We start from the raw sequence: 26,150 nt of genomic DNA on the forward strand, positions 1-26,150 counted from the left end.
CGAGAATGTGAAGCATTTATTATAATTCAAATATAGAAGCTCTGCTGCGGTGGAGCTTCTTTTATTTGGCGCTACAGGAATTCAGGCAAAAAAAGAGCCGGACTAGGAAGTCCGGCTTAGTTATGAAGGTGCCACTTGGGCAAACCTCCAGAGGGGAACACTTACCGCGCGCAATGGGAGGAGGCACAGCGGTAAGTAACCCCGATATGGATCAGTCAGCCGCATTGTTCAACCCCTTAGTCGACTTTTTTTGTCGATTTCGGAAGATTATGAACTTTTTCACGGGTTTATGATCGCGCTACCGCAATGCAAACGGGGGTTGTGTTTCATTTCGGTTCAGGTTGCGGCACAGAAAAATTCAAAATCTTTTCCGTGGGATAGGGCGTGAGTCGCCCGGGCCTGTCTGCCACGGTTCGTCAGCCTTGCCTTAATTGCTTCCATAAACGCATGAAATCGTTAGAATAATTCTAAAACATTCCTAGCGTGGTCATGTTCATTTGTCTTGCAGTGGGTGTAAGCTAATTATAAAAGGTGACCAATTGACGAAGGCTTAGGCTGATCGAGAACTGGTCAAAAGGGGCGGGCCGGTTTCTCTGTCTGTTTGGATAGAACGAAATGCTCGTACCGTTTCTCATCATGTTCCGCGAAGGCGTGGAGGCAGCGCTGATCGTTGGTATCATCGCGAGCTATCTGCATCAGACGGGACGCAGCGCCTGGATGCCCGTTGTCTGGATCGGCATTCTTCTGGCGCTTGCCATGTCGCTGACCGTTGGCGCGATCCTGCAAATTCTGAGCGCAGAGTTTCCGCAAAAGGCGCAGGAACTGTTCGAAGCCATCATTGGATTGATCGCCGTTTTCGTGCTGACTTCCATGGTGTTCTGGATGCGCAAGGCAGCGCGCTCGATCAAGGCCGAGCTGCATCATTCCATCGACGCTGCTTTTGAAACGCCGACGCATAAGGGCGTCGGCCTTATCCTGATGGTGTTTTTCGCTGTTGCCCGCGAGGGGCTGGAGTCGGTCTTCTTCCTGCTGGCCGCATTCCAGCAAAGCGAAGGCGCTGCCGCCCCGCTTGGCGCGCTTCTGGGTGTGCTGCTTGCCGCTGTCGTCGGCTATGCCATCTTCAAGGGTGGTTTGAAGCTCAATCTGCGCCGTTTCTTCCGCTGGACTGGCGTTTTCATCCTGATTATCGCCGCCGGTATTCTGGCCAATTCGGTGATGGCGTTGCATGAAGCCGGTCTCTGGAACCATTTCCAGACGGTGGTTTTCGACGCAAGCGACATTCTACCGCTGGACAGCACGCTCGGTTCGGTTCTGGCCGGAATCTTCGGCTATATCGCAACGCCGACGGTTAGCGAAGTCGTGGCCTATGTCGCCTTCCTTGTTCCAGCACTCGTTCTTTTCCTGATGCCATCCTCCGCGCCTGTTCAGGGCGCTGAGGCCAAGCATAGCGCTTAGTCGAAGAGATTTTTCATGACGAACCCTAGAGCCACCGAACCTTTCTCCCGCAATCTGGTTCGCATCGGGCTGGTGCTGGCCGTGCTGCTGCTCGTGGCGGCGGGGGCGGCCTTCTATTATGCCTCGCGCGTTTCGGATAAGGCGCGTCATGCCGATGCCGAAGGCAAAATTCAGGTGGCGATCAATGCGAAAAGCTGCGAACCGAACGAGCTGTCCGTTCCGGCCGGGCGCTCGGTGTTTGAGATCGTCAACAAGTCCGACCGCACCGTCGAATGGGAAATTCTCGACGGCGTCATGGTGCTGGAAGAGCGCGAAAATATCGCGCCCGGTTTCAAGCAGACAATCACGGCAAAGCTCGCGCCCGGCGAATATCAGATCACCTGCGGCCTGCTGTCCAACCCGCGTGGCAAGCTGACGGTCACGCCGTCCGCCGCAAGTGATGCAGAAAAGGGCAAGAAACTGCCACTGACCGCCTTTATCGGCGCGCTGGCGGAATACCAGATTTATCTTGCAGCAGAAGTGGCTGAATTCCAGAAGGAGACAGGCGATCTGTCGGCTGCTGTCACCAGCGGCAATCTGGAAGCAGCGCAGGCAGCCTATGGTCCGGCCCGCGCCGCCTATGCCCGCATTGCGCCGGTCTCCGAAGCCTTCTCCGATCTCGATACGGCCATCAATGCGCGTGCTGATTATTTTGAAAAGCGTGAGCAGGATGCTGCTTTTGGCGGCCTGCATCGTATCGAATACGGGCTGTTCGAGCAGAAATCGGCAGACGGTCTGGCCCCGGTCGCGGACAAGCTGGCACAGGATGCCGGTGCCTTGAAGGAGCGTATTCGCGCCCTGCGCATTTCGCCGGATCGCATGCTCGCTGGTACTGCATCGGCGCTTAATCGCTTTGCTTCGACGGCGGGCGATACGGGTGAAGACCGCTATGCCCACACCGATTTGCACGCATTCGCCGGTCTCGTTGAAGGCGCGGCCAAGACGGTGGATGTGTTGCGTCCCATCGTGGACAAGGTCGATGCGAAGGCATTTGAAGGCATCGACAAGGAACTGGCTGCGGTGAACGCTCTTTTGAGCGCCAATGCCGAAGGCAATGGTTTCAAGACCTATGACAATCTTTCGTCTGATGAAAAGGCGAAGATCAAGGACGGCGCCGCCTCGCTCGCCGCCCAATTCTCTAAACTCCGCGATCAATTGGGAGTGGATTAATGACCAAGAAATTTTTGAAAACCGATAATCCTGTTTCACCTTCACGCCGCGCATTGCTGCTGGGCGCTGGGGCAACCGGCGTTGCCGGCGCGGTGGCGGGCGTGTTGAACCCGCAACCGGCCCATGCACTGTCTTCCGACAGCGTGACCAACGCGCCGGAAAGCGACAAAATTCACGAAAGCCAGCCGTTCCATGGCGTTCACCAGCCGGGCATTGTCAATGCGCGTCCGGCGGCTGGCCTGGTTGCCGCCTTCGATGTTCTGGCGCGGGATCGCGGTGAACTTGAGCGCATGTTCAAGCTCCTGACCGAGCGCGCTGCCTTTCTCATGAAGGGCGGCGAGCCGCCGGTGCTCGACGCAAAATTTCCGCCGTCTGATTCAGGCATTCTCGGCCCGACGGTGACGCCGGACAATTTGACGATAACGGTCGCGCTCGGCAATTCGCTGTTCGATGACCGTTTCGGCCTGAAGCCGATGAAACCGAAGCGCCTTCAGCGCATGACCGGCTTCCCCAACGATGCCTTGCAGAAGGATATCTGCCATGGCGATCTGATGATCCAGTTCTGCTCCAACACGCCGGACACCAATATTCACGCGCTTCGCGATATTATGAAGAATATGCCGGACTTGCTGATGGTGCGCTGGAAGCAGGAAGGCACTGTGCCGGTGCAGCCGCCGCATTCGCCGAAAGCCAAGGAAAGCGCGCGTAACTTCCTCGGTTTCCGCGATGGGTCGGCCAATCCGGATGCATCCGACAAGAAACTGATGCAGCAGGTTGTCTGGGTGCAGAAGGAAAGCGACGAGCCGGATTGGGCCGCCAATGGCAGCTATGTCGCGGTGCGCATCATCCGCAATATGGTGGAGCGCTGGGACCGCACGCCATTGCAGGAGCAGGAGACGATTTTCGGTCGTCGCAAGGATAGCGGTGCGCCGTTCGACGGTAAGACAGAAGCCGATGTGCCGGATTTTGCCAAGGATCACGATGGCAAGGTCACGCCGATGGATTCGCATATCCGTCTGGCCAATCCGCGTGATGCCAAGGCGCATGAGAACCTGATCCTGCGCCGTCCGTTCAACTATTCGAACGGTGTCACCAAGTCGGGCCAGCTCGATATGGGGCTGCTGTTCATTGCCTATCAGGCCAACCTCGAAAAAGGTTTCATCACGGTCCAGAACCGCCTCAATGGCGAGCCGCTGGAAGAATATATCAAGCCCATCGGCGGCGGATATTTCTTCGCGCTGCCGGGCGTGACGGACGATCAGGACTATTACGCGCGTGGATTGCTTGCGGCGAGCGGGCCGCAAAACGCCCGCGGGTGAGGTGGAGGCATTTCCCCCACAACTGCCCAAGCTGTTTGGAGAAATGCACAAACAAGATGACAGAGCGTTTTGACGGTTGAGGCCGGAGCGCTCTGTCCATCATCATGGAGAGGCTAAACATGAAGTATCGTCTGCCCCTGTATGTTTCTGGGCTTGCTTCGGCTTGCGCCGTCGCGCTCTCGCTCAGCTTCGGCGCTGCCAAGGCCGAGGTTTCGCCGCTGGATCTCGTCCAGCCGATTGCCGACTACAAGGTCTATGTGCAGGAGCACCTCGACATTCTGGTGAAGGACACCAAGGCTTTCACGGATGCGATCAAGGCTGGCGATCTGGCGAAGGCCAAAGAACTCTATCCGTCCTCGCGCGTCTCCTATGAAAAGATCGAGCCGATTGCTGAACTTTTCGCTGATCTCGATGCGTCTATCGACAGCCGCGCCGACGATCATGAAAATGGCGAGAAGTCGGAAGATTTCACCGGCTTCCACCGCCTCGAATATGGCCTGTTCGCACAGAACACGACCGATGGCCTGACGCCTTTTGCGGACAAGCTCTATGCCGATGTTCTGGAACTCCAGAAGCGTGTAAAAGACCTGACTGTTCCGCCTGAAAAGGTCGTGGGCGGTGCAGCCGCACTCATGGAGGAAGTGGCTGCTGGCAAGATTTCCGGCGAAGAAGACCGTTACAGCCACACCGACCTTTGGGATTTCAAGGCCAATGTCGATGGCGCGCAGAAGATTGTCGAGTTGTTCAAGCCGCTGATCGAGAAGGAAAATCCTAACCTGATCAAGAAGGTCGAAGCCAACTTCAAGACCGTTGACGATATTCTTGCCAAGTACAAGAAGGGCGACGGCTACGAAACCTATGACAAGCTGTCGGAAGACGACCGCAAGGCGCTTGCCGGTCCGGTGACGACGCTGGCCGAAGACCTGTCCACGCTGCGCGGCACGCTCGGCCTGAACTAATCCGTTCCAGCAATGGAAAATGAAAATGGCGGGCAATGCCCGCCATTTTCTTTTGGTCAGATCGCGCCCGGATAGACTCTGACGGGGCGATTGTCCTTGACGGATTCCATCACCACGAAGGTCGATGTGCTTGCCACATTGGGCAGGCTGGAAATCTTCTCGCCCAGCACTTCGCGATAGCGACGGATATTTGGTGTACGCACTTTCAAAAGATAATCGAACGAGCTCGCGATCATGTGGCACTCTTCCACCTCGCGTATCTTGCGCACCGCCGTGTTGAAGGCGTTGAGCGCCGCCTCGCGTGTGTCGGACAGTTTAACCGTCGTGAAGGCGATGTGATCGATGCCAAGTTTCTCCGGATCGATAGCCGCGCGAAAGCCCAGAATATAGCCTTCATCGACCAGCCTTTTCAGTCGCGCCTGACATGGCGTCTTGGAAAGACCGACCTTTTTAGACAGCTCGGTTACCGGAATTCTGCCGTCTTCGCTGAGAACTTCCAGAATGCGCCGGTCGAACTGATCCAGATCGTCTATAGACTCTATCTTTCGCATTCATTTTGCCTTTATAGATCGCGATAATAAGATCGTTTTTCCTCTATATGGTTCAAATCAAGGCAGAATGCAATTTGCGCCGATGATAGTGTGCACCCAAATAAAACAGAGGTAAACTGGGCGTTACGCCCGGGCCTGTTCTCTTTTGCGAGCCTTGCACCATGACCGATAAAATTCCAGCTCCCACAAATCCGGTTTTCCAGAATTTTGCGCCGCCGATCCGCGAGCAGAGCGCTCTGCGTCAGATCATCACGAGCGCCTATCGTCGTTCGGAAGCGGAATGCGTGACGGCTCTGGTTGAGCAGGCGACACTGCCGGATGAAACCCGCAAGGCGGTGCGCGCAACGGCGCGCAAGCTGATCGAGGCGCTGCGCGCCAAGCACAAGGGCACCGGCGTTGAAGGTCTGGTGCATGAATATTCGCTGTCGAGCCAGGAAGGCGTGGCGCTGATGTGCCTCGCCGAAGCGCTGCTGCGTATTCCAGACATGGCGACCCGCGATGCGCTCATTCGCGACAAGATCTCTAATGGGGACTGGAAATCCCATATCGGTGGCGGTCGTTCGCTGTTCGTCAATGCGGCAACCTGGGGTCTCGTCGTTACCGGCAAGCTCACCAACACCGTCAATGATCGCGGCCTTTCGGCTGCGCTGACGCGCCTGATCGCCCGTTGCGGCGAGCCGGTTATCCGCCGTGGCGTCGATATGGCCATGCGCATGATGGGCGAGCAATTCGTCACCGGCGAAACCATCGACGAAGCACTGAAGCGCGCCAAGCCGCTGGAGGAGCGCGGCTTCCGTTACTCCTACGATATGCTGGGCGAGGCCGCGACCACCGCTGCCGACGCCGAGCGCTACTACAAGGATTACGAAACCGCCATTCATGCCATTGGCCGCGCTTCCGCTGGTCGCGGCATCTATGACGGCCCCGGCATTTCCATCAAGCTTTCGGCGCTGCATCCGCGTTATGTCCGCTCGCAGAGCGAACGCGTCATGGGTGAATTGCTGCCAAAGGTGAAGGCACTCGCGGCCATCGCCAAGTCCTACAATATCGGTCTGAACATTGACGCCGAAGAAGCTGACCGTCTGGAACTGTCTCTCGATCTGTTGCAGAGCCTGATCGAAGATCCGGATCTGGCCGATTGGGAAGGCATCGGCTTCGTGGTGCAGGCCTATGGCAAGCGCTGTCCGTTCGTGCTCGATTTCATCATCGATCTGGCCCGCCAGAACAAGCGCCGTGTCATGGTGCGTCTGGTGAAGGGCGCTTATTGGGACGCCGAAATCAAGCGCGCGCAGGTGGACGGTCTGGAAGACTTCCCGGTCTATACCCGCAAGGTGCACACCGACGTTTCCTACATTGCCTGCGCTCGCAAGCTGCTGGCGGCAACCGATGCCGTCTTCCCGCAGTTCGCGACCCACAATGCGCAGACGCTGGCGACGATCTATCACATCGCCGGCCAGGATTTCAAAACCGGCAAGTTCGAATTCCAGTGCCTGCACGGCATGGGTGAGCCGCTTTATGACGAAGTTGTCGGCCCGTCCAAGCTTGGCCGTCCGGCCCGCATTTATGCGCCGGTTGGCACGCATGAAACACTGCTGGCCTATCTGGTGCGCCGCCTGCTCGAAAACGGCGCGAACTCATCCTTCGTCAATCGCATTGGCGATGAAAATGTGTCCGTTGATGAGCTGGTCGCCGATCCGGTCGAGGTCGTGCGCTCCATGGCCGTCGTCGGTGCGCGCCATGACCAGATTGCGCTGCCGGAAGGTCTCTATGGCGCTCGCCAGAATTCCGCCGGTTTCGACCTGTCCAACGAAGTGACGCTCGATGCGCTGAGCAAGAAGCTTGAAGCGACGGCAGATCGCAGCTGGACGTCCGAGCCGCAGGTTGCAGGCGTCAAGGTAAAGGGCGCAAGCCGCCCGGTTCTGAACCCCGGCGACCACGAAGACGTTGTCGGCACGGTCACGGAAATCGACGCCGCTGATGTTGCCAAGGCGATGGCCATTGCAAAGACGGCGACTGCAAGCTGGTCCGCCGTAGCGCCCACCGAACGCGCCGCCTGCCTTGATCGCGCTGCCGACATCATGCAGCGCGACATGGCGGAACTGCTCGGCCTCGTGATGCGTGAAGCGGGCAAGTCCATGCCGAACGCCATCGCCGAAGTGCGCGAAGCCATCGACTTCCTGCGCTATTATGCCGAACAGACCCGCCGCACATTTGGCGTTGCGCATAAGGCGCTCGGTCCTATCGTCTGCATCAGCCCGTGGAACTTCCCGCTCGCTATCTTCACCGGCCAGATTGCAGCCGCGCTTGTTGCTGGCAATCCGGTTCTGGCGAAGCCTGCCGAAGAAACGCCGCTGATCGCGGCGCAGGGCGTGCGTATCCTGCACGAAGCCGGTATTCCCGCTGACGCGCTTCAGCTTCTGCCGGGCGATGGTCGCATCGGTGCTGCATTGGTTGCAGCGTCGGAAACCTGCGGCGTGATGTTCACTGGCTCGACGGAAGTTGCGCGACTCATTCAGGCGCAGCTTGCTTCGCGCCTGCTGCCAAACGGCAAACCGATCCCGCTGATCGCCGAAACCGGCGGCCAGAACGCCATGATCGTCGATTCTTCGGCTCTGGCCGAACAGGTTGTCTTCGACGTGATCGCTTCTGCCTTCGACAGTGCCGGTCAGCGCTGCTCGGCGCTGCGTGTACTCTGCTTGCAGGAAGATGTGGCAGACCGCATTCTGGCCATGCTCAAGGGCGCGCTTCGCGAATTGTCCATCGGGCGCACCGACAAGCTGAAGGTGGATATCGGGCCGGTCATCACCGACGAAGCCAAGGGCATCATCGAAAAGCATATTCAGGGCATGCGTGAGCTTGGCCGCAAGGTTGAGCAGCTTCCGCTTGGACCGGAAACCGCTAAGGGCACATTCGTTGCACCGACGATCATCGAGATCGAAACGCTGCGCGATCTGAAGCGTGAAGTGTTCGGCCCGGTTCTGCATGTGGTGCGCTACAAGCGCGACGACATGGAGCGCCTGATCGATGATATCAACGCCACGGGCTATGGTCTGACCTTCGGTCTGCATACGCGCCTTGATGAAACCATCGCCAATGTCGCCGACCGTATCCGCGTCGGTAACATCTATATCAACCGCAACGTCATCGGTGCGATTGTCGGCGTTCAGCCGTTTGGTGGCCGCGGCCTGTCCGGCACCGGCCCGAAGGCGGGTGGTCCGCTCTATCTCGGACGTCTGGTTGATACCGCGCCGATCCCGCCGCGCCATAGCTCGGTTCACACCGACGCGGCGCTCAAGGATTTCGCGAAGTGGCTTGGCCAGCGCGGCATGAACGATCTGGCGCAGGCAGCGCGCGAGACGGGCAGCGTTTCGGCGCTCGGTCTCGATATCGAGCTGCCGGGTCCTGTTGGTGAACGCAACCTCTATGCGCTGCATCCGCGTGGTCGCATCCTGCTGGTGCCGCAGACCGAGATCGGTCTCTATCGCCAGCTGACAGCAGCGCTTGCCACCGGCAACACGGCGGCAATCGACGCGGCTTCCGGCTTGCAGGCCAGCCTGAAAGACTTGCCTGCCAGCGTTGCCGCCCGCATCAGCTGGAGCAAGGACTGGCAGGCGGATGCGCCTTTCGCCGGCGCGCTTGTCGAAGGTGACAGTGCGCGCATTCTTGAGGTCAACCAGAAGATCGCGGGGCTGCCGGGACCATTGGTTCTGACGCAGGCCGCCTCGACCGAAGAACTGGCCGCCAAGGACGATGCTTACTGCCTCAACTGGCTGTTGGAAGAGGTCTCGACCTCGATCAACACGACCGCTGCAGGCGGTAATGCCAGTCTGATGGCAATCGGCTGACGGGTCTCGCTCTTGAAATTGAAAAAGGCGGCTTTCGAGCCGCCTTTTCGGATTTTTCAGGCATTTTACGGATTATCGCGCTGATAAATCCAGTCGTGATCGGGGTGGTTCTTGAAGCGCCATTTACGCATTGGCCCGGCCATGACGTTGAGATAATACATCTCATAGCCATAGGGCGAGCCGCAGGGGTGGTGCCCCTTCGGGACCAGCACGACATCACCATCTGAAACAGCCATTGTTTCATCGAGGCTGCCATCTTCGGTGAAGACGCGCTGGATGCCATAGCCCTGCGCCGGATTGAGCCGGTGGTAATAAGTCTCCTCCAGATAGGTCATATCCGGATAATTGTCCTCGTCATGCCGGTGCGGCGGATAGGACGACCAGTTGCCCTGTGGCGTGAAGACTTCCGTCACCAGCAGGCTGTCGGCAACATCGCGGCCTTCCATCGCGATATTGTGGATGTAGCGCGTGTTGGCGCCCTTGCCGCGCTGCTCCAGCGTCAGGCCTTCGGGGCCAAGTTTCTGCGCCTTGCGTCCGGGCTTGCCGGGTGCTGTGCAGACGGCGAGGACGCAATCGCTTGTCGCTATGGCTATCCAATCGCTTTCGGCTGGAACATAGACGCAATGCGGGGGCAGCTTGTCGAACACGCTCATGCGTTCGCCCATTTCGCCAAAATCTTCGCCCGATGCGGTGATTTTGGCCTTGCCTTCCACCAGCACCAGAATGACTTCGTTGACATCGGTCCGCTCGGAGACCGTGTCGCCCGGTTTCAACCGGTAGAGACCGAAACCGACATAACCCCATTCGGCACTTTCCGGCGTGATGTCGTGGACTTTGCCATGCGTGCCTTGCGGCTTGCGTAACAGATTAGCCATGTCTCAGTCTCCCTTGTCGAGCCCTGCGTCCCTGGCGAATGCTTTCAGCGATTTCAGCCCCAGCGTCTGATATTCGAACGGGTTGCGAATATCCGGGTCCTGTTCGGCTTCGATGACGAGCCAGCCCTGATAGCCGTGTTCGGCAGCTTGCTTGAGAACAGGTACGAAATCGACCGCGCCTTCCTTGTCGCCCGGAACCGTGAACACGCCGCGACGCACCCCTTCAAGGAAGGAAAGGCTTTGGTCGCTGACTTCGGTTGCAATAGCCGGGCGAACATTCTTGGCGTGGATATGGCCGACGCGCGCCATATGCTTTTTTGCTGCGCGCTCAGGATCGCCACCGCCAAACAGGCAATGCCCGGTGTCGAGCAGGAGTTTCGTCGCCGGGCCAGTATGGTGCATCAGCAGGTCGATTTCGTCCTCGCTTTGCACGATCGTGCCCATATGGTGATGATAAACGAGCGCAATCCCCTGTTGAGCCGCATGAGCTGCGAGCGCTTCGACGCCAGCGCCGAAAGTTGGCCAGCGCGCTTCTTCCAGCACGGGGCGTTCGGAAAGCGGCTTGTCGTTATCGCCGTGAATGGCGTTGGAGGTTTCGCAGACGATGATGACCTTCGAGCCCATGGCCTTCAGAAGGTCAAGCGCGGGCTGCATCGCGGCTTTCTCGTCTTCGACCGAATTGACGAGCAGGTTGAGCGAGTGCCAGCCGGAAACATAACGCAATCCCCGCTGCTCCAGCACAGCCTTGAGCGCGTCTGGTTCTTGCGGGAATTTATGGCCCTTTTCGATGCCGTCGAAGCCGATTTTCGCCGCTTCATCCAGGCATTGATCCAGCGTGATATGCGCGCCGAGGCTGCGGTCATCGTCATTGGACCAGGCAATGGGATTGGTGCCGTACAATATCATCGGTCAGTTTCTTTCTTTCAGCTGAGCTTCATAGGCGCGGCGGGCAGCGCGTACCTGTTCGCGCTCCGATACTTCCGGCACGGCAACATCCCACCACCAGCCTCCGGTGTCAGGCGTCGGGTAGGGATCGGTATCGATGACGATCACGCTTGTGCGTGGGCTTTCGCGTGATTCGGCAAGGGCCGCTTCCAGCTCCGTGATCGACGTAACCTTGCGCGTATCCGCACCCATGGCGCGGGCATGCGCGGCGAAGTCGATCTGCGACGGGTTCACATGGGCGGCATGGTCGAGCAGATTGTTGAACTCTGCGCCACCAGTGGCCATTTGCAGCCGGTTGATGCAGCCAAAGCCGCGATTGTCCGTCAGGACAACGGTGATTTTCTGACCCAGCATCACGGCGGTGGCGAGTTCGGAATTTGCCATCATGTAGGAGCCATCGCCAACCATGACGATGACGTCGCGGTCCGGCTCAGCCATCTTGATACCAAGGCCACCCGCAATTTCATAGCCCATGCAGGAGAAGCCATACTCCATGTGATAGGACATGGCGCGCCCGGCCTTCCAGAGCTGGTGCAACTCGCCCGGCATCGTACCGGCTGCACACATGACAACCGTATTGTCACGCGACTGGCGCTGCACGGCACCGATCACCTGCATGTCGGTAGGCAAGGCATTGCCCTCCGTGGGTGCAGCGGTGATCCGGTCGGCATCGGCAAACCATTTGTCTTTCAAGCGTGTATCGACCGGCTGTCGTTTGTAGCCTGAAAGCGCCGCGTCAAGCGCCTGCAACCCGATCCACGCATCCGCCACCAGAGGCAATGCATTGTGCTTCGCACCGTCATAGGGCTGGACGTTGAGCGACAAGAGCTTGCGGCCCGGATGCTTGAACAGCGCCCATGAGCCGGTGGTGAAATCCTGAAAGCGGGTCCCAACGCCGATCACCAGATCCGCTTCGGCGGCAACAGCATTGGCGCTGTCGGCACCCGTCACGCCGACCGGACCGAAGTTGAGCGGATGATCCCATGGCAGCGCAGATTTCCCCGCCTGTGTTTCGATGACGGGAATGCCATGCGTTTCGGCAAATTGCTTCAAAGCCTCATGTGCGCCGGAATAATGCACGCCGCCGCCTGCGACGATCACAGGCTTGGATGCGTTGCGGATTGCGGCGATGGCGGTTGCGAGCTCCAGTTCATCCGGCGGAGGGCGACGCCAATGCCAGACCTTTGGCGCGAAGAATTCCAGCGGCCAGTCATAGGCTTCCGCCTGAACATCCTGACAGAAGGCGAGTGTCACCGGGCCACAATCGGCTGGATCGGTCATGGTGCGGAAGGCGCGGGGCAGGGCGGTGAGAAGCTGTTCCGGTCGGGTGATGCGGTCGAAGTAGCGGCTCACCGGGCGGAAACAGTCGTTGACGGTCATGGTGCCGTCGCCGAAATCCTCGATCTGCTGCAGCACGGGATCGGGGCCGCGATTGGCGAAGACATCGCCGGGAATAAGCAGAACGGGCAGGCGGTTCACATGGGCCAGCGCTGCCGCCGTCACCATATTGGTCGCGCCGGGGCCAATGGAGGATGTGACGGCGCAGGCGCGTTTGCGGCCAAGCTGCTTGGTATAGGCGATGGCCGCATGGGCCATGGTCTGCTCGTTATGGCCGCGCCATGTCGGCAACTGCTCGCGGATGCCGTAAAGCGCCTCGCCCAGCCCCGCCACATTGCCATGACCGAAAATAGCCCATACGCCCGCGATGAATGTGTCGCCTTCCGGCGTCATCTGGTTCGCGAGATAACGCACCAGCGCTTGCGCGGCAGTCAGTCGAACGGTTGTCATGTCTCCTCCCGAGATATGAATCAGTGTCTGCGCAGTTTGTCCCAGACATCGCACAGGTTTTTGTAGCGCGCGACCATTTCGGCAACGGCCTCATTATCGCTGATCTTGCCATTCAGCCATTTGCGCGCTGCGTCACCGAAGATGGTTCTGCCGACCGCAAAGCCTTTCACAAGATCGAAGCCTGCCGCTATTGCGAGGCTCGATTCCAGCTCCTCCGCTGGCGCATCAAGACCCAGAACCACGATGCCACGCGTGTAAGGATCGTTGCGGGTGATGGCTTCACAGGCATTGGCCCAGGCCGCCTTGGTCTTCATCGGTTCCAGCTTCCACCAGTCGGGATAGACGCCGATATCGTAGAAGCGCTGGATGACGCGCGCGGTGGTCCCGTCATCGACCGGCCCGGCCTTGGACGGAATGATCTCCAACAGAAATTCCAGCCGGTTGCGGCGCGCCGCCGTGAACAGCCGTTGGACGGTCGCTTCCTGCTCGGCCTTCATATCCGCCGTATCGTCCGGGTGGTAGAAACAGAGAAGCTTCACCACATGTTCCACCGGCCATTCCACGAGTCCGCCGCAATCGGCTCCGAGGTCTGGTTCCAGCTTTAGCGGACGCGAACCCGGCCATTCGGTCGGGCGCCCGATCCATAGGCCGGAGCCAGCCGCCCGGTAGAGCGCGTCACGACCCAGCCTACCATCGCACAGGATGCCATAGCCGCCGCTTCCGCCGGAAACCTGCAAGGCGGCGTCGAGGCAGAGACGTTTGAATTCGCCGATCTTGGTGTTATCCACGCCGGCCTCGGCAGCCATTTCTTCCAGCTGGATGCGATGATCGAAAGCGAAAACCCGCATATGCGGCCAGTCACCGTTGCGGTTGGTGGACCAATGCACCTGTTCCAGTTGCGCATCCTTGCGCAGCGCATGATTGCGAATGCCGTTGCGGAAGAAATATTGCATTTCTTCGAAGCTTGGATAAGCAGGCGTGCAGCCATGTCGGGAGACGGCGAAAGCACCACAGGCATTGGCGAATTTCAGGCTGGTCGGCCAGTCCTCGCCCTTCAGCCAGCCGCGCAACAGGCCGGACATGAAGCCATCGCCCGCGCCCAGCACATTGAAAACTTCGATGGGAAAGCCTTCTCCGCTCTGCCCCTTGTCGAGATTGTCTGGAATAGCGCCTTCGAAAACCACCGCGCCCATCGGCCCGCGCTTGCAGACAAGAACGGCATCGGTGATCTTGCGCACAGCGGTGAGGGCTGCAAGCGTATCGGTCGAGCCGCCTGCAATGTGAAACTCTTCCTCCGTGCCTACGATGAGGTCAAAAAGCGGCAGGCTCGATTGCAGCTTTGCGGTGACGGCAGCAGATTCGATAAAACGGTTTTCGCCATCGCCATGCCCTGAAAGACCCCAAAGATTGGGGCGATAATCGATATCGAGCGCGGTGCGACTGCCATTCTGGCGCGCAAGGCGCAGCGCCTTGAGGACAGCGGCTTCCGTGCGCGGATGCGACAGATGGGTGCCGGTTGCGAGAACGCATCCAGCTTCAGCGATGAAATACGGGTCGATATCATCTTCGCAAAGCGCCATGTCGGCGCAGTTCTCGCGGTAGAAAATCAGCGGAAAATGCTGCTGGTCGCGGATGCCCAGAATGACCAGTGCGGTCAAACGTTGCGGATCGGTGACGATGCCGCGGGTGTCTACACCTTCCCGTTCCAACTCGCGCAGCAGGAAACGGCCCATATGCTCATCGCCGACGCGCGTGATCAGTGCGGATTTGAGGCCGAGCCGGGCGGTGCCCGTTGCGATATTGGTCGGGGAGCCGCCGACATATTTGTTGAAGGAAGCCATATCTTCGAGAAGGCCGCCGATCTGCGCGCCATAGAGGTCCACCGAAGACCGGCCAATCGTTATCAAGTCGAGCGGCTTCTCCATGAAATGCGCTTCCTCCCTCGGCACTTCTTATGATGACCGCAATGCGATTCTGTGCGCATAGCAGTTATTCCATTTCTGATTAAAATGGATTTATTATTCCATTTCAACCGAAAAATGGAATCAACCCGACTGGCGGGCGGTGCCGACGGCAACCGCAAGCGCGATAGCGAGGCAGAGTGTGGCGGAAAGCGAGCGGAAAGCGCCGAAATCCACTTCGGAGACCAGCAAGGTTTGTTGCGCAAGCTTGCTCAGCGGGCTGACGATGGTGTCCGTGATGCCGACGACATTGACGCCGCGCGCGGCAGCGGATTCCGCCATCTCGACGGTTTCAGCGGAGTAGGGCGAAAAGGTGATTGCCAAAAGCACATCGCCTTTGCGGATGGCGTGCATGTTTTCCAGCTTGCCGACGGCGCTGTGCAGCATGGCCGGAACCTGCATCTTTTCCAGCGCATAAGCGAGATAGCTTGCCACAGGAAACGCGCGGCGAATGCCAACGAGGTGGATTGTCTCGGCGCGGGCGAGAATCTCGACGGCTCTTTCCAGCGCTTCCGGTTCTATAGTCTTGAGCAGGCCTTCAAGCGATGTACGCCCCGCTTCGGCAAACTCGGCCAGCAAGGCAGGCGCGCTGTTGGCTGCCGTCTCGCGCAGATGTTCCAGACGGGTCGAATAATCAGGCCAGCCGCCAGCATAGGATTCTCGGAAAAGCTTCTGCATTTCCGAAAAGCCGGAAAAGCCCAGCAATTGGCAAAACCGCATGAAGGCCGAGCTTTGCACGCCTGCGCCATCGGCCATTTCTGCGACTGTGGAAACCGCGATGCGATCCTGATTGGCCGCGACAAAATCCGCGCATTGTTTCAGGCGCTTCGGCAGGCGGTCGGAAACTTCCAGCAGACGCGCTTCAAATTCCTTGACGGTGGTTGGGGCTGGGGATGAAGCGGAAACTGTATCCATTGCGGACTTTCCAAAAACGGTGTCTTGACAATCTTTATGCCACATTCTAGCAAAATAGAATAAATATTCCAATATGCCTTACGCGCGATCCCCAATAAACGGGACAATTAAGTGGTAAACGCATGAATGGGAATATCAATCAGTTTTGTAACCGTTTCACAGCGGCGGTTTCCTGGGAGGGATAAGGCAATGGTGACACGTCTGGCACTGCTTGGCGCAGGTCGCATCGGCAAGGTTCACGCGGGCGCGATAGCGTCCGACAGGCGCGCCAGACTGGTCGCAGTCGCCGACGCCAATGAGGCGGCGGCGCACGCGATTGCCGACGCTGCCGGTGCGGATGTGCGCACAATCGAAGAGATCGAAAAGTCCGGTGATGTGGATGCGGTGCTGATCTGCACGCCGACCAACACCCATGCCGATCTGATCGAGCGCTTTGCGCGGGCAGGCAAGGCGGTGTTCTGCGAAAAGCCGATTGATCTCGACATTGCGCGGGTGCGCGCTTGCCTGAAAGTCATCAAGGAGACCGGCGCGAAAGTGATGCTCGGTTTCAACCGCCGTTTCGATCCGCATTTTACAGCCGTGCGCAAGGCGATTGACGATGGCCAGATCGGCAAGGTCGAAATGGTGACGATCACCAGCCGCGACCCCGGCGCGCCGCCAGCCGAATATATCAAGGTTTCGGGCGGGATTTTCCGCGACATGACGATCCATGATTTTGACATGGCGCGTTTTCTTCTTGGCGAGGAAATCGACGGTGTTTCGGCCTCGGCCTCGGTGCTTGTGGACCCGAAGATTGGCGAGCTTGGCGATTTTGATAGCGCCAGCGTCATCCTCACCACGGCTTCCGGTCGTCAGTGCGTTATCTCCAATTCGCGCCGCGCCTCTTATGGCTACGATCAGCGCATCGAAGTGCATGGTTCGCTGGGCGCTGTATCGGCGGAAAACCAGCGTCCGGTATCGATAGAAATAGCTTCGAAGGATGGTTACACCCGCCCACCGCTGCATGATTTCTTCATGACGCGTTATACGCAGGCTTATGCGGCGGAAATTGCGTCGTTCATCGATGCGCTGGATAGCGGCAAAGCGCCGTCGCCTTCCGCCGAAGACGGTTTGCAGGCCTTGGCATTGGCCGAAGCGGCTTTGCGCTCGGTCAAAGAGGGACGCCGTGTGAAAGTTGCGGACGTTCTGGCTTAGGCATTGATTTCCGTTTGCCTTTCCCGCCGCGAGGCTGCGATATGCGGATATGGCTTACAAAATCGATGACCTGCCGCTTGAGGAACTTTTCCTTGCCGTGACCAGCGCGACCGCCGCGCTGACACGACTGGACGAGCGGCTGGCGCGTTCGCCCATCTGTGATGGATTGAAACGGCGCATGCATATGCAGGACGCCGTCTCCTCCATGTGGCTGGAAGGCGAACTGGTGCATCTGGAAGACCTGGTGCTCCATGATGCGCTGATGGACAGCCGCACGCCAAGCCATGCCCTCACGGTCGCTCATGCGGTGCTACGTATGCGCCGCCAGATTGCGGGCCGTGCGGCGGGCTGGGCGTTGAGTCCTGCTGGCATGCGGCAGCTCCTGGGGCTTAATCCTGATGTTGCTGAAGCACCCGAGCCAGAGCCGTCCGCCCTGTCCGACGATGACGACAGCGATCCGCTGCTTGATGATATCGACGCGCTTCTGGCACGAACGGATGCCCTGTTAAAAGGCGTGACCAGCGAACCCCGCAAGCCGAAACCTTTGCCACGCGATACGCTGATCTATGAAGACGACTGGGACGAGGCCGAGCGTCTGCAGGAATGGCGCGAAATTTTCGATTCAACCCGGCATTTGCCGCCGCTCTTGCGTGCCGCAATCATGCATGACGCCTGGTTTTCCATGCAGGTGGTGCAGCGCTCGTCCTGGATTGGCCGACTGCTGACGGCGTCTTTCCTGAACCAGTCGGGCATCGCCGCCAATCATCTGCCAGCGATCAGTATCGGTTTGCAGACGAAAAAGCCCAATGAACGCCGTTCGCCGAACCGGCTTATGCGGCTCAAGGTTTTTCTGGCGGCAATCGAAGAGGCTTCGGAAGCGGGCATGAAGGAGCATGACCGCCTGATGCTGGCGCGCGAACAGATGCAGCGCAAGCTGAAGGGGCGCCGATCCAATTCGCGTTTGCCGCAATTGATGGAACTGATCCTGAGCAACCCGCTGGTTTCCAGCCAGATGATCGAGAAGGAATTACAGGTCACGCAGCAAGGTGCGTTGAAGCTGATCGGCGAACTCAATCTGCGCGAAATGACCGGGCGAGGCCGCTTTCGCGCCTGGGGCGTTCTGTAGTTCAGGTCAGGCTGCGTCGCTCATACAGTTGTCGCGCAGATGGCTGGCGAACAGCTGGAACTCGTTGCGCCGCGCCGCATTCGCCCGCCACGCCAGCACCAGCGAACGGAAATTGTTCTTCCCCTCATAGGGCACAATGCTGAGATCGGTGCCACGCGCCACATTGGCCTTGACCGCCAGCTCCGGCAGCAGCGTGACGCCCATGCCAAACTGCACGAGCTGAACCAGCGTCATGATGCTGGTGGCGTGCACATCGCCGCCGGTTTGGGCAGGCTTGGAGCCGATGGCCGCCATCACATGTTCGCGCAGGCAATGGCCGCTTTCGAGCAGCAGGAAAGGCTCATCCAGCAGATCGTCGGCATCGACGCGATCCCGATTGGCAAGCGCATGATCGCGGCGCACGGCCAGGAAAAACGGATCATGCCCGATTTCCGCCATTTCGAACTCATCGAGGTCATAGGGGTGGGCTACAAGCGCAACATCCAGCGTGCCGGAGCGCAGGCTTTCCAGCAGGCTGCGGGTCAGCCCTTCACGCACGGTCAGTTGCAACTCGGGAAACGCCTTGGCCGTCGCGGGCAGGACTTTCGGCAGGAAGAACGGCGCGATGGACGGAATGACGCCAAGCCGCAGGCGCGTGGTCAACGGTCGTTCGGCCTGCCGGGCATGTTCGGGCAGCTCTTCGATCCGCGCAACGATATCACGGGCGCGTGCCAGAAAATCCTCGCCAGCGGGCAAGAGTTGCATGCGTCGGCCCGTCCGGTCGATCAATGTAACGCCCAGTTCCGCTTCCAACGCCTGAATGGCAGCGCTCAATGTGGATTGGGTGACGCCCACGGCTTCAGCGGCGCGCGAAAACGAACCTGCCTGTACAAGCGATAGAAAATAGTGGAGCTGGCGAACGCTGATATTGAGCATGAAATGAAGGGCTTATCGTTATAATCGATATGAACAATCGCTTTAATCGCTTTGACCGATAGTGGTAGGTCGACTATAGATGACTCGCAAGCAGAAAATTCAGAAAATTCTGAATTTTCTGAATAACTATAGAATTTACAGGCAGGTTTTAAGATGCTCGGTATCGGCGATAAGCTCCCCTCTTTCAAGGTCACCGGTGTAAAGCCCGGTTTCAACCATCATGAAGAAAACGGTGTTTCGGCATTCGAAGAGCTGACGGAAACGAGCTTCGAAGGCAAGTGGAAGGTCATCTTCTTCTACCCGAAGGATTTCACCTTCGTCTGCCCGACTGAAATTGCAGAATTTGCTCGTCTGGCTTCCGATTTTGAAGACCGCGACGCCGTGGTTCTCGGCGGTTCTACCGACAATGAATTCGTGAAGCTCGCATGGCGTCGCGACCACAAGGATCTCGACAAGCTGCCGATCTGGTCGTTTGCCGACACCAATGGCTCGCTGGTTGACGGTCTCGGCGTTCGTTCGCCGGATGGCGTTGCCTATCGCTACACCTTCGTTGTCGATCCAGACAACACGATCCAGCACGTCTACGCAACCAACCTCAATGTTGGCCGCGCTCCGAAGGATACGCTGCGTGTTCTCGACGCTCTGCAGACCGACGAACTGTGCCCTTGCAACCGCGAAGTCGGTGGCGAGACGTTGAAGGCAGCTTAAGCTGTCGCGCACGACCAATCAAAAGGCGGGTTCAGGCCCGCCTTTCTTTTATCCAGCAATAAGCAATAAGAGGGTTCCATGTCGATTGACGACCTGAAGTCAAAAATCCCGGATTTCGCCAAGGATGTCCGCCTCAACCTGTCGTCCATGGCCAGCGACGAAACGCTGAGTCCGCAGCAGAAATACGGTCTGTTCGTGGCTTGCGGCATTGCCTCGCGCAATGCGGATGTGCGCAAGGCGCTAACCGCCGAAGCCGCAGCCAAGGTCGACGCATCGGTGGTGCAGGCTGCAAAATCGGCTGCATCCATCATGGGCATGAACAATGTCTATTACCGCTTCGTGCATCTGGCCTCGAACAAGGACTACCGCACATTGCCAGCCAAGCTGCGCATGAATGTGATCGGCAATCCGGGCGTGGACAAGGTCGATTTCGAACTCTGGTCGCTCGCGGTTTCGGCGATCAATGGTTGCGGCATGTGCATCGACGCGCATGAAGATGTGCTGCGCAAAGCGAACGTGACGACGGAAGTCATCCAGACGGCAGCGCGTTTTGCCGCGATCATCCAGTCGGTGGCGATTGCACTCGAAGCTGCCGACGTCGAATAAGCTTTCGGCAACGGAAACGAAAAGCCCGCGTGGATTGCTCCACGCGGGCTTTTGTTTGGCTTTCAAGCCTGGCTTTATTTGCCGCGATTGAACGAGATGAAGGCAAAGCCGATCAGCGAGATCAGGGCTGCGACCACCATGTAATAGCCGACATAGTCGAAGCTGTAATGGGTGGCGAGCCAGGTCGCGATATAAGGCGCGACCGAAGCGCCGAGAATGCCGGCCAGATTGAAGGTCAGCGATGCGCCGGTGTAGCGTACCGAGGTTGGGAACGGTTCGGCCAGCGCCGCGCCGATCGGACCATAGGTCATGCCCATCAGGCCGAAACCGATGATGAGGAAGGCCAGAACGCCAGCCGTACCGCCCAGGAAAAGCGGTGCCATGATCAGGCCGTAGAGACCAATCAGGATCGTGACGACGATCATCACCGGGCGCATGCCATAGCGGTCGGACAGAATAGCCGACAGCGGAATGGTCAGGCCGAAGAACACGACGCCGATCATCTGCAGGACGAGGAATTCTTCACGGCTATAGCCCAGCGCACGCGTGCCCCAGCCGAGCGAAAACACGGTCATGAGGTAGAAAAGCACGAAGGTTGCAACGGCGGCGATGGTGCCGAGGAACAGGTTCAGCTTGTGCTGCTTGAACAGCGTGGCAACCGGCACTTCAACGCGTTCGGCCTTGTCGATGGCCTTCTGGAATTCCGGCGTTTCAGCGATCTTCAGGCGGATGAAGAGGCCGACCGCGACGAGAATTGCACTGGCGATGAACGGAACGCGCCAGCCAAAGGCGAAGAACTGTTCTTCGGTGAGAACTTCGGCCAGAAACAGGAAAATACCCGTCGCCAGAATGAAACCGACCGGCGCGCCAAGCTGCGGGAACATGCCGTACCAGGTGCGCTTGCCTTCCGGCGCGTTTTCGGTGGCGAGCAGCACGGCGCCGCCCCATTCACCGCCGAGACCGAGGCCCTGGCCGAGACGGCACAGCGCCAGCAGGAGAGCGGCCCAGACGCCGATGGATTCATAGGTCGGCAGGAAGCCGATGGCGACTGTGGAAATGCCCATGGTCATGAGCGCGGCCACGAGCGTTGCCTTGCGGCCGATCCTGTCACCGAAGTGACCGAACAGCGCGCCACCAATCGGGCGGGCAAAGAACGCGATAGCAAATGTGGCAAGCGATTGAAGCAGTGCCGAATTACCATCGCTGGCAGGGAAGAACAGATGCGGGAATACAATCACCGCTGCCGTTGCATAAATGTAAAAGTCGAAGAATTCGATCGTAGTGCCGATCATGCTTGCGGCCAGAACACGGCGCGCGGAATTTTGCTGCGGAACAACCGCTTGAGCGACAGTCATTTTCTTATCCGTTTTTGTGGGCTGTTATAATTGGGAGCAGCCAAGATGCGGTTCTTTAAAACCTTGTGATACGGAATCGCAAGCAGAAAAGGGGTTTTGCGTAATTTTATGAACGCGGAACTCTTCTTTTCGAAAGAAAAGTGAAAGTGCGAGCTAAATCATGGGATATAAGAATAGGCCTTTCAATTGTCACATCGCGTCCCTAGATTCGGGTCGGATCAATAACCGGGCATCAATTCGGATGCGGAGATGCAGTTCGTGAAACAGAACATTGGCGGCAGACGCAATATGTGGGGTCTTTCCTTCCTGCATATGCCGTCGCGCGTGTTGCTGACGGTTTTGTCAGTGCTGTTTCTCATTTCCACACAGCTTTGTTATGCCATGGCGCATGATACGCCGACGGCAGGCGTTTCTGTCGGCTGTCGTATGAGCGAACAACAATCCGCAGACAGCGCGATGCCCGTCTCCCACAATGGGGGGCAACAGGCACCCATGGATCACGGAGCAAAGGCTCCGGTCGCCTGTGTGATGATGAGTTGCGGCTGTATTGTGCAGTTGAGCGCCGATATTGGCGCATTCGCGCCGTCACAGGATTTTGGTCCTCCGCCACTCGTTGCCGCACTGAACAGCAATGCCCGCCATGACCTTCTGCGACCTCCAATAACACTTCCGCTTTAATCGCTCAAAACGCTGTCGATCGATCGGCGGCGACAGGATTATTGTCTGGAATTCTATTTGGAGACTTCACTATGCGTGGATTAACTCGCCGCCGCCTGCTCGCGCTTGGCGCGGGCGCGGCAAGCTTCGCCGCTGTTCGCCCTTTGACCGGCTTTGCGCAGGATGCGCATCAGAATATGGGCCACGGCGCCATGGAAATGGCCCCATCGGGCAAGGCGCAGAGCCTGCCCGTTCCGCCTTTGCTGGAACCCGATGCTTCCGGCGTCGTCCGGTTCAAGATCGGCAAGGGTCGTCATTCCTTCGCGCCGGGCAGCGATGCGGCTTCTGCCGGTATCAACGGAACCTATCTCGGCCCCGTCGTCCGGCTCAAGAATGGCGAAAACGTAACGCTTGCCGTCGAAAACGACATGGACGAGGAGACGACCCTGCATTGGCACGGGCTGTTCGTTCCGTCGAACCTTGACGGTGGGCCGCACAATCTTGTTCCGGCGGGAGGCCGCTGGGAACCAAGGGTAACGGTCAACCAACCGGCTTCGTTCAACTGGTTTCACCCGCATCTGCACGGCGGCACCGCCCGTCAGGCGCATATGGGCATTGCCGGGTTGATGATCGTCAGCGACGGCAAGGATGCCGAGCGAGGCCTGCCGGAAACCTATGGTGTGGACGATATTCCGCTGGTGCTTCAGGACCGCCGTGTCATCGAAGGCGACAAGGTCTATCAGCCCGATATCATGGATCTGATGCACGGTTTTCGCGGAGATCGTCTGATCGTCAATGGCGTCATCTCGCCGGAAGCGAAAGTGCCCGCGGCAGTGGTGCGCCTGCGCATTCTCAACGGTGCCAATGCGCGCAATTTCCATCTGCGTTTCAGCGACAATCGCCCGCTGCATGTGTTTGCTTCCGATGGCGGCTTTACCGGCAAGCCGGAAGCCGTCGAACGGCTGACGATCAGCCCCGGCGAGCGTTATGAGGCGCTCGTCGATTTTTCGACGGGAGGCAATAGTGTCGAACTTCTGACCGCAAGCGATGACAGCGGCGGCGACGACCAGATGCTGATGCGGTTCAGCGTCGATAGCGCGCTTAAGGGAGGGGTCAAGGACATTCCGGCAAGTCTTGAAGCACCGGAAGCGCCAGACCCCGACAAATCGGTGCGCAGGCGTTCATTCTTCTTTGATGAGCGCATGGCTGAAAACATGAAGCTGATGATGCAAAAGCCTGCCGCAGACCCCCATGCTGGCCACAGGATGGGCCCGATGGATATGGGCGCCATGCAGGGCGGGGAGATGGACCACGACATGATGCATGGTAGCCGTTCATCCGCTGAGGCCGGTCCGGCGCTGGATGCGATGACGTCCGGTGTGCGCATGGCGATTGCGGGCGAACCTTTCGACATGAAGCGTATCGATGTGGAGGCCAGGCTGGGCTCATGGGAAATATGGGAACTGACCACGAAGGAAATGGCGCATCCGTTCCATATCCACGGTGCCTCTTTCCGTATCCTGACGTTGAACGGCAAGGCTCCGCCCGCCCATCAGTCGGGTTGGAAGGACACAGCGCTGATTGATGGCAAGGCAGAGCTTCTGGTACACTTCGATCGTGAAGCGGTGCGCAGTCATCCATTCATGTTCCATTGCCATGTGCTGGAGCATGAAGATGTCGGCATGATGGGGCAGTTCGTAACTGTCTGATCCAATACCGGATTGCGCGGCGGAACACTGCCGCGCAATCTTTTGCAAACTTTATAAACCGAACAATTTGTCGATCCATACGTTAGTTTTTATCCCGAAACGAATTTGAGGATGGAGGAGACGATGCGCAGCTTGATTTTAGGTTCGTTACTGGCGCTTGCGACTGTGCCCGCCTTTGCGGACGACGTCAGCGTGAAAATGTTCGAGGCGCTACCAACAGGGCAGGGCAAGGAACTCGGCACGATTACGATTTCGCAAACTGCTGATGGCCTGCAGTTTACACCCAATTTGCAGGGCATAGCAGCGGGGGAACATGGTTTCCATGTCCATGAAAAGGGAAGCTGCGCACCGGCGGAAAAGGACGGCAAGACCGCTCCCGCAGAGGCGGCTGGCGGACATTATGACCCCGGCCATACCAAGCATCACATGGGGCCTGAGGGCGAGGGCCATATGGGCGACCTGCCGCTGTTGAAGGCCGATGCGGACGGCAAGGTTACGGGTAGCGTGGTTTCGCCGCGTCTCAAATCGCTGGATGAGATCAAGGGCCGCGCCCTGATGGTGCATGTTGGCGGCGATAATTATGCGGATAAACCGAAGCCGCTTGGCGGTGGCGGCGCGCGCTTCGCTTGCGGCGTGATTGAATAATTCGGGCCGCTTTCCCCGGAGCTGTCAGCTCCGGGGAAAGCATATTGGGCTTAGCCCCAGGTTTCGATGCGCAGTTTTGACCCATCGGAAAAGCGGGAAATATGGAACGGCGATGGATCGACCACCGGCGTTTCACCGCTCACCATATCCGCAACCAGACGGCCAGCGCCGGGGCCGATGCCGAAGCCGTGGCCGGAGAAGCCGGTCGCAACGATAAGGCCCTCAACGCCCGGAATCGGGGAAATGGTCGGAATGATATCCGGCATGGTGTCGATCAAGCCCGCCCATTCCTGTGCAATCGAGACGGAAGCAAAGGCGGGGATCGCCTGTTTCAGCTTCGCCAGAATTGCTGCATTGGCGGCGCGGTGCGGTTCGGGGTCGAGCGTGCGGATTTTCTCGAAGACCGAGACCTGATCGGCGGGGCGCAGCTTCCACTGGAAGGCTTCCTCGAAGAAGCGTTTTCCGAAACGGAAGCGCACATTGAACCACTCTCCACTCGATAGCGAAGGGATAAAATCTTTTAGATAGCGGAAACTGTCGGGAACGATATCGGCAATCGAGCCGCCGAGGCTGGCGACCGTATAGCCGCCGTCCATCCGCTTGCGCAGCGCGAAATCCGAATAGGCAATGGCAGGTTCCACACCGGCATCAATCGGCGTGGTGCGGAAAACCGACGAGCGAACCTTGAGTTGCGGCAGGCGGGCATTGAACTCCGAGATAATCAGGCGCGACCATGCGCCACCAGCCACAACGACCGCCTCACAACGCACGCGGCCCTTTTCCGTCAGAACGGCAGTCACGCGACCATTGGTCGTTTCGATGCCGCGCACCGCGCAATTCTGCATAATGACGGCACCGTCTTCCTGCGCCTTGGCGGCAAAGGCGGGCACAGCCTTTTGCGGCTCTGCGCGACCGTCAAGCGGCGTGATCATGCCGCCAGCAAGGCGACGCGTCAGGCCCGGAGCCAGCGCTTCGGCCTGCTGGCTGTTCAGAATGTCGGTTTCAATGCCATGCTCGCGCGCAGCGGCAATCCATTGTTCATAGAGCGCCATCTGTTCGGCTTTTTCAGCCGCATAGGCAATGCCGGTCACGCGGAAGCCGGTTTCGCGGCCCGTGCGCTCGTTCATTCCGTCCCAAAGCCGCATGCTGTCGACGATCAGCGGCATTTCACGGGTATCGCGGCCCGTGCGGCGGCACCAGCCCCAGTTTCGGCTGGACTGTTCGCCTGCGATTTCACCCTTTTCGAACAGAGCGACCGGGATGCCGCGTTCGGCCAGAAACAGGGCGGTGGAAACACCGATGACGCCGCCGCCGATAATGGCGATTTTCGTTTCTTGCGGCAGGCGTTCGGCTGTCGCGACCTTGTCCGTGACGGGCCCCATGGTCATTCTCCTAAGGTATGATAAGGCATGC

The 26,150-nt window shown here is 58.6% G+C and carries 21 protein-coding genes; 12 read left to right on the forward strand and 9 right to left on the reverse strand.

Going from position 1 to position 26,150, the window contains the following annotated elements; all coding sequences use genetic code 11:
• Positions 1 to 615: 615 nt before the first annotated feature.
• The 4 genes from efeU (at position 616) to efeO (WIX40_RS07530) (ending at position 4,942) form a co-directional block, all read left to right on the forward strand.
• Complete coding sequence (gene efeU / locus WIX40_RS07515) at positions 616 to 1,455, forward strand: iron uptake transporter permease EfeU (protein ID WP_109367188.1); 840 nt, start codon at positions 616 to 618, stop codon at positions 1,453 to 1,455.
• Positions 1,456 to 1,470: 15 nt separating this feature from the next.
• Positions 1,471 to 2,664 carry an iron uptake system protein EfeO gene (gene efeO / locus WIX40_RS07520; RefSeq protein WP_339439628.1) on the forward strand — a complete coding sequence of 398 codons (1,194 nt, stop codon included), beginning with the start codon at positions 1,471 to 1,473 and terminating at the stop codon, positions 2,662 to 2,664.
• Positions 2,664 to 3,983, forward strand: coding sequence for an iron uptake transporter deferrochelatase/peroxidase subunit (efeB, locus tag WIX40_RS07525; RefSeq protein WP_339439630.1), 1,320 nt, complete (start codon positions 2,664 to 2,666; stop codon positions 3,981 to 3,983). Before efeO (WIX40_RS07520) ends, efeB begins: the two co-directional genes overlap by 1 nt.
• Positions 3,984 to 4,102: 119 nt before the next feature.
• On the forward strand, positions 4,103 to 4,942 hold the full coding sequence (gene efeO / locus WIX40_RS07530) for an iron uptake system protein EfeO (protein ID WP_339439632.1): 840 nt from the start codon (positions 4,103 to 4,105) through the stop codon (positions 4,940 to 4,942).
• 56 nt (positions 4,943 to 4,998) lie between these two features.
• On the opposite strand, the gene WIX40_RS07535 is transcribed toward efeO (WIX40_RS07530), so the two are convergent.
• Positions 4,999 to 5,493 (reverse strand): Lrp/AsnC family transcriptional regulator, encoded by a 495-nt coding sequence (locus tag WIX40_RS07535; RefSeq protein WP_109367192.1) that lies wholly within the window; start codon positions 5,491 to 5,493, stop codon positions 4,999 to 5,001.
• A gap of 161 nt (positions 5,494 to 5,654) precedes the next feature.
• Here WIX40_RS07535 and putA point away from each other — a divergent pair, with 161 nt between their 5' ends.
• Entirely contained in the window at positions 5,655 to 9,338 is a 3,684-nt protein-coding gene (putA, locus tag WIX40_RS07540; protein ID WP_339439634.1) for a trifunctional transcriptional regulator/proline dehydrogenase/L-glutamate gamma-semialdehyde dehydrogenase, read from the forward strand.
• 65 nt (positions 9,339 to 9,403) lie between these two features.
• Here putA and iolB read toward each other — a convergent pair whose 3' ends face one another.
• The 5 genes from iolB to WIX40_RS07565 form a co-directional block, all read right to left on the reverse strand.
• Positions 9,404 to 10,213, reverse strand: coding sequence for a 5-deoxy-glucuronate isomerase (iolB, locus tag WIX40_RS07545; protein WP_339439636.1), 810 nt, complete (start codon positions 10,211 to 10,213; stop codon positions 9,404 to 9,406).
• Positions 10,214 to 10,216: 3 nt separating this feature from the next.
• Positions 10,217 to 11,119 carry a myo-inosose-2 dehydratase gene (gene iolE / locus WIX40_RS07550; protein ID WP_339439638.1) on the reverse strand — a complete coding sequence of 301 codons (903 nt, stop codon included), beginning with the start codon at positions 11,117 to 11,119 and terminating at the stop codon, positions 10,217 to 10,219.
• Positions 11,120 to 11,122: 3 nt separating this feature from the next.
• Positions 11,123 to 12,946: a 3D-(3,5/4)-trihydroxycyclohexane-1,2-dione acylhydrolase (decyclizing) gene (iolD, locus tag WIX40_RS07555; protein WP_339439640.1), complete on the reverse strand. Its 1,824-nt coding sequence runs from the start codon at positions 12,944 to 12,946 to the stop codon at positions 11,123 to 11,125.
• Between the two features lie 20 nt (positions 12,947 to 12,966).
• A complete protein-coding gene (locus WIX40_RS07560; RefSeq protein WP_339439642.1) occupies positions 12,967 to 14,871 on the reverse strand; it encodes a bifunctional 5-dehydro-2-deoxygluconokinase/5-dehydro-2-deoxyphosphogluconate aldolase in 1,905 nt (634 codons plus the stop codon).
• 120 nt (positions 14,872 to 14,991) lie between these two features.
• The gene (locus WIX40_RS07565) at positions 14,992 to 15,822 is read right to left on the reverse strand and encodes a MurR/RpiR family transcriptional regulator (RefSeq protein WP_109367200.1); all 831 of its coding nucleotides are present in this window, start codon (positions 15,820 to 15,822) and stop codon (positions 14,992 to 14,994) included.
• A 189-nt stretch (positions 15,823 to 16,011) separates the two neighbouring features.
• Here WIX40_RS07565 and iolG point away from each other — a divergent pair, with 189 nt between their 5' ends.
• Both iolG and WIX40_RS07575 read left to right on the forward strand, forming a co-directional pair.
• Positions 16,012 to 17,016, forward strand: a complete 1,005-nt coding sequence (iolG, locus tag WIX40_RS07570) for an inositol 2-dehydrogenase (RefSeq protein WP_339439645.1) — start codon at positions 16,012 to 16,014, stop codon at positions 17,014 to 17,016.
• A 49-nt stretch (positions 17,017 to 17,065) separates the two neighbouring features.
• Positions 17,066 to 18,142, forward strand: a complete 1,077-nt coding sequence (locus WIX40_RS07575; protein WP_140023902.1) for an RHE_PE00001 family protein — start codon at positions 17,066 to 17,068, stop codon at positions 18,140 to 18,142.
• Positions 18,143 to 18,148: 6 nt separating this feature from the next.
• On the opposite strand, the gene WIX40_RS07580 is transcribed toward WIX40_RS07575, so the two are convergent.
• The gene (locus WIX40_RS07580; protein WP_109367203.1) at positions 18,149 to 19,057 is read right to left on the reverse strand and encodes a hydrogen peroxide-inducible genes activator; all 909 of its coding nucleotides are present in this window, start codon (positions 19,055 to 19,057) and stop codon (positions 18,149 to 18,151) included.
• A gap of 153 nt (positions 19,058 to 19,210) precedes the next feature.
• Here WIX40_RS07580 and WIX40_RS07585 point away from each other — a divergent pair, with 153 nt between their 5' ends.
• Entirely contained in the window at positions 19,211 to 19,765 is a 555-nt protein-coding gene (locus WIX40_RS07585) for a peroxiredoxin (RefSeq protein ID WP_109367204.1), read from the forward strand.
• 78 nt (positions 19,766 to 19,843) lie between these two features.
• Positions 19,844 to 20,371 (forward strand): alkylhydroperoxidase, AhpD family, encoded by a 528-nt coding sequence (ahpD, locus tag WIX40_RS07590; RefSeq protein WP_140023900.1) that lies wholly within the window; start codon positions 19,844 to 19,846, stop codon positions 20,369 to 20,371.
• A gap of 74 nt (positions 20,372 to 20,445) precedes the next feature.
• Here the strand turns inward: ahpD and WIX40_RS07595 are convergent, their stop codons facing one another.
• Complete coding sequence (locus tag WIX40_RS07595) at positions 20,446 to 21,726, reverse strand: MFS transporter (RefSeq protein WP_339439650.1); 1,281 nt, start codon at positions 21,724 to 21,726, stop codon at positions 20,446 to 20,448.
• Between the two features lie 249 nt (positions 21,727 to 21,975).
• Here WIX40_RS07595 and WIX40_RS07600 point away from each other — a divergent pair, with 249 nt between their 5' ends.
• The 3 genes from WIX40_RS07600 to sodC all read left to right on the forward strand — a co-directional run bounded on the left by WIX40_RS07600 (position 21,976) and on the right by sodC (position 24,737).
• Positions 21,976 to 22,404, forward strand: coding sequence for a hypothetical protein (locus WIX40_RS07600; protein ID WP_339439652.1), 429 nt, complete (start codon positions 21,976 to 21,978; stop codon positions 22,402 to 22,404).
• Between the two features lie 71 nt (positions 22,405 to 22,475).
• Positions 22,476 to 24,092, forward strand: a complete 1,617-nt coding sequence (gene cueO, locus WIX40_RS07605; protein ID WP_339439654.1) for a multicopper oxidase CueO — start codon at positions 22,476 to 22,478, stop codon at positions 24,090 to 24,092.
• A gap of 123 nt (positions 24,093 to 24,215) precedes the next feature.
• The gene (sodC, locus tag WIX40_RS07610) at positions 24,216 to 24,737 is read left to right on the forward strand and encodes a superoxide dismutase family protein (protein WP_124915841.1); all 522 of its coding nucleotides are present in this window, start codon (positions 24,216 to 24,218) and stop codon (positions 24,735 to 24,737) included.
• 50 nt (positions 24,738 to 24,787) lie between these two features.
• Here sodC and WIX40_RS07615 read toward each other — a convergent pair whose 3' ends face one another.
• Complete coding sequence (locus WIX40_RS07615; RefSeq protein WP_339439657.1) at positions 24,788 to 26,119, reverse strand: NAD(P)/FAD-dependent oxidoreductase; 1,332 nt, start codon at positions 26,117 to 26,119, stop codon at positions 24,788 to 24,790.
• Between the last annotated feature and the right edge of the window lie 31 nt (positions 26,120 to 26,150).

Source organism: Ochrobactrum teleogrylli (genome assembly GCF_037482325.1).
Lineage (GTDB): Bacteria > Pseudomonadota > Alphaproteobacteria > Rhizobiales > Rhizobiaceae > Brucella > Brucella teleogrylli.

What these genes read in the sequence shown, in the direction of transcription:
- efeU (WP_109367188.1), top strand. Translation starts at nt 616, where the DNA reads ATGCTCGTACCGTTTCTCATCATGTTCCGCGAAGGCGTGGAGGCAGCG.
- efeO (WP_339439628.1), top strand. Translation starts at nt 1,471, where the DNA reads ATGACGAACCCTAGAGCCACCGAACCTTTCTCCCGCAATCTGGTTCGC.
- efeB (WP_339439630.1), top strand. Translation starts at nt 2,664, where the DNA reads ATGACCAAGAAATTTTTGAAAACCGATAATCCTGTTTCACCTTCACGC.
- efeO (WP_339439632.1), top strand. Translation starts at nt 4,103, where the DNA reads ATGAAGTATCGTCTGCCCCTGTATGTTTCTGGGCTTGCTTCGGCTTGC.
- WIX40_RS07535 (WP_109367192.1), bottom strand. Translation starts at nt 5,493, where the DNA reads ATGCGAAAGATAGAGTCTATAGACGATCTGGATCAGTTCGACCGGCGC.
- putA (WP_339439634.1), top strand. Translation starts at nt 5,655, where the DNA reads ATGACCGATAAAATTCCAGCTCCCACAAATCCGGTTTTCCAGAATTTT.
- iolB (WP_339439636.1), bottom strand. Translation starts at nt 10,213, where the DNA reads ATGGCTAATCTGTTACGCAAGCCGCAAGGCACGCATGGCAAAGTCCAC.
- iolE (WP_339439638.1), bottom strand. Translation starts at nt 11,119, where the DNA reads ATGATATTGTACGGCACCAATCCCATTGCCTGGTCCAATGACGATGAC.
- iolD (WP_339439640.1), bottom strand. Translation starts at nt 12,946, where the DNA reads ATGACAACCGTTCGACTGACTGCCGCGCAAGCGCTGGTGCGTTATCTC.
- WIX40_RS07560 (WP_339439642.1), bottom strand. Translation starts at nt 14,871, where the DNA reads ATGGAGAAGCCGCTCGACTTGATAACGATTGGCCGGTCTTCGGTGGAC.
- WIX40_RS07565 (WP_109367200.1), bottom strand. Translation starts at nt 15,822, where the DNA reads ATGGATACAGTTTCCGCTTCATCCCCAGCCCCAACCACCGTCAAGGAA.
- iolG (WP_339439645.1), top strand. Translation starts at nt 16,012, where the DNA reads ATGGTGACACGTCTGGCACTGCTTGGCGCAGGTCGCATCGGCAAGGTT.
- WIX40_RS07575 (WP_140023902.1), top strand. Translation starts at nt 17,066, where the DNA reads ATGGCTTACAAAATCGATGACCTGCCGCTTGAGGAACTTTTCCTTGCC.
- WIX40_RS07580 (WP_109367203.1), bottom strand. Translation starts at nt 19,057, where the DNA reads ATGCTCAATATCAGCGTTCGCCAGCTCCACTATTTTCTATCGCTTGTA.
- WIX40_RS07585 (WP_109367204.1), top strand. Translation starts at nt 19,211, where the DNA reads ATGCTCGGTATCGGCGATAAGCTCCCCTCTTTCAAGGTCACCGGTGTA.
- ahpD (WP_140023900.1), top strand. Translation starts at nt 19,844, where the DNA reads ATGTCGATTGACGACCTGAAGTCAAAAATCCCGGATTTCGCCAAGGAT.
- WIX40_RS07595 (WP_339439650.1), bottom strand. Translation starts at nt 21,726, where the DNA reads ATGACTGTCGCTCAAGCGGTTGTTCCGCAGCAAAATTCCGCGCGCCGT.
- WIX40_RS07600 (WP_339439652.1), top strand. Translation starts at nt 21,976, where the DNA reads ATGCAGTTCGTGAAACAGAACATTGGCGGCAGACGCAATATGTGGGGT.
- cueO (WP_339439654.1), top strand. Translation starts at nt 22,476, where the DNA reads ATGCGTGGATTAACTCGCCGCCGCCTGCTCGCGCTTGGCGCGGGCGCG.
- sodC (WP_124915841.1), top strand. Translation starts at nt 24,216, where the DNA reads ATGCGCAGCTTGATTTTAGGTTCGTTACTGGCGCTTGCGACTGTGCCC.
- WIX40_RS07615 (WP_339439657.1), bottom strand. Translation starts at nt 26,119, where the DNA reads ATGGGGCCCGTCACGGACAAGGTCGCGACAGCCGAACGCCTGCCGCAA.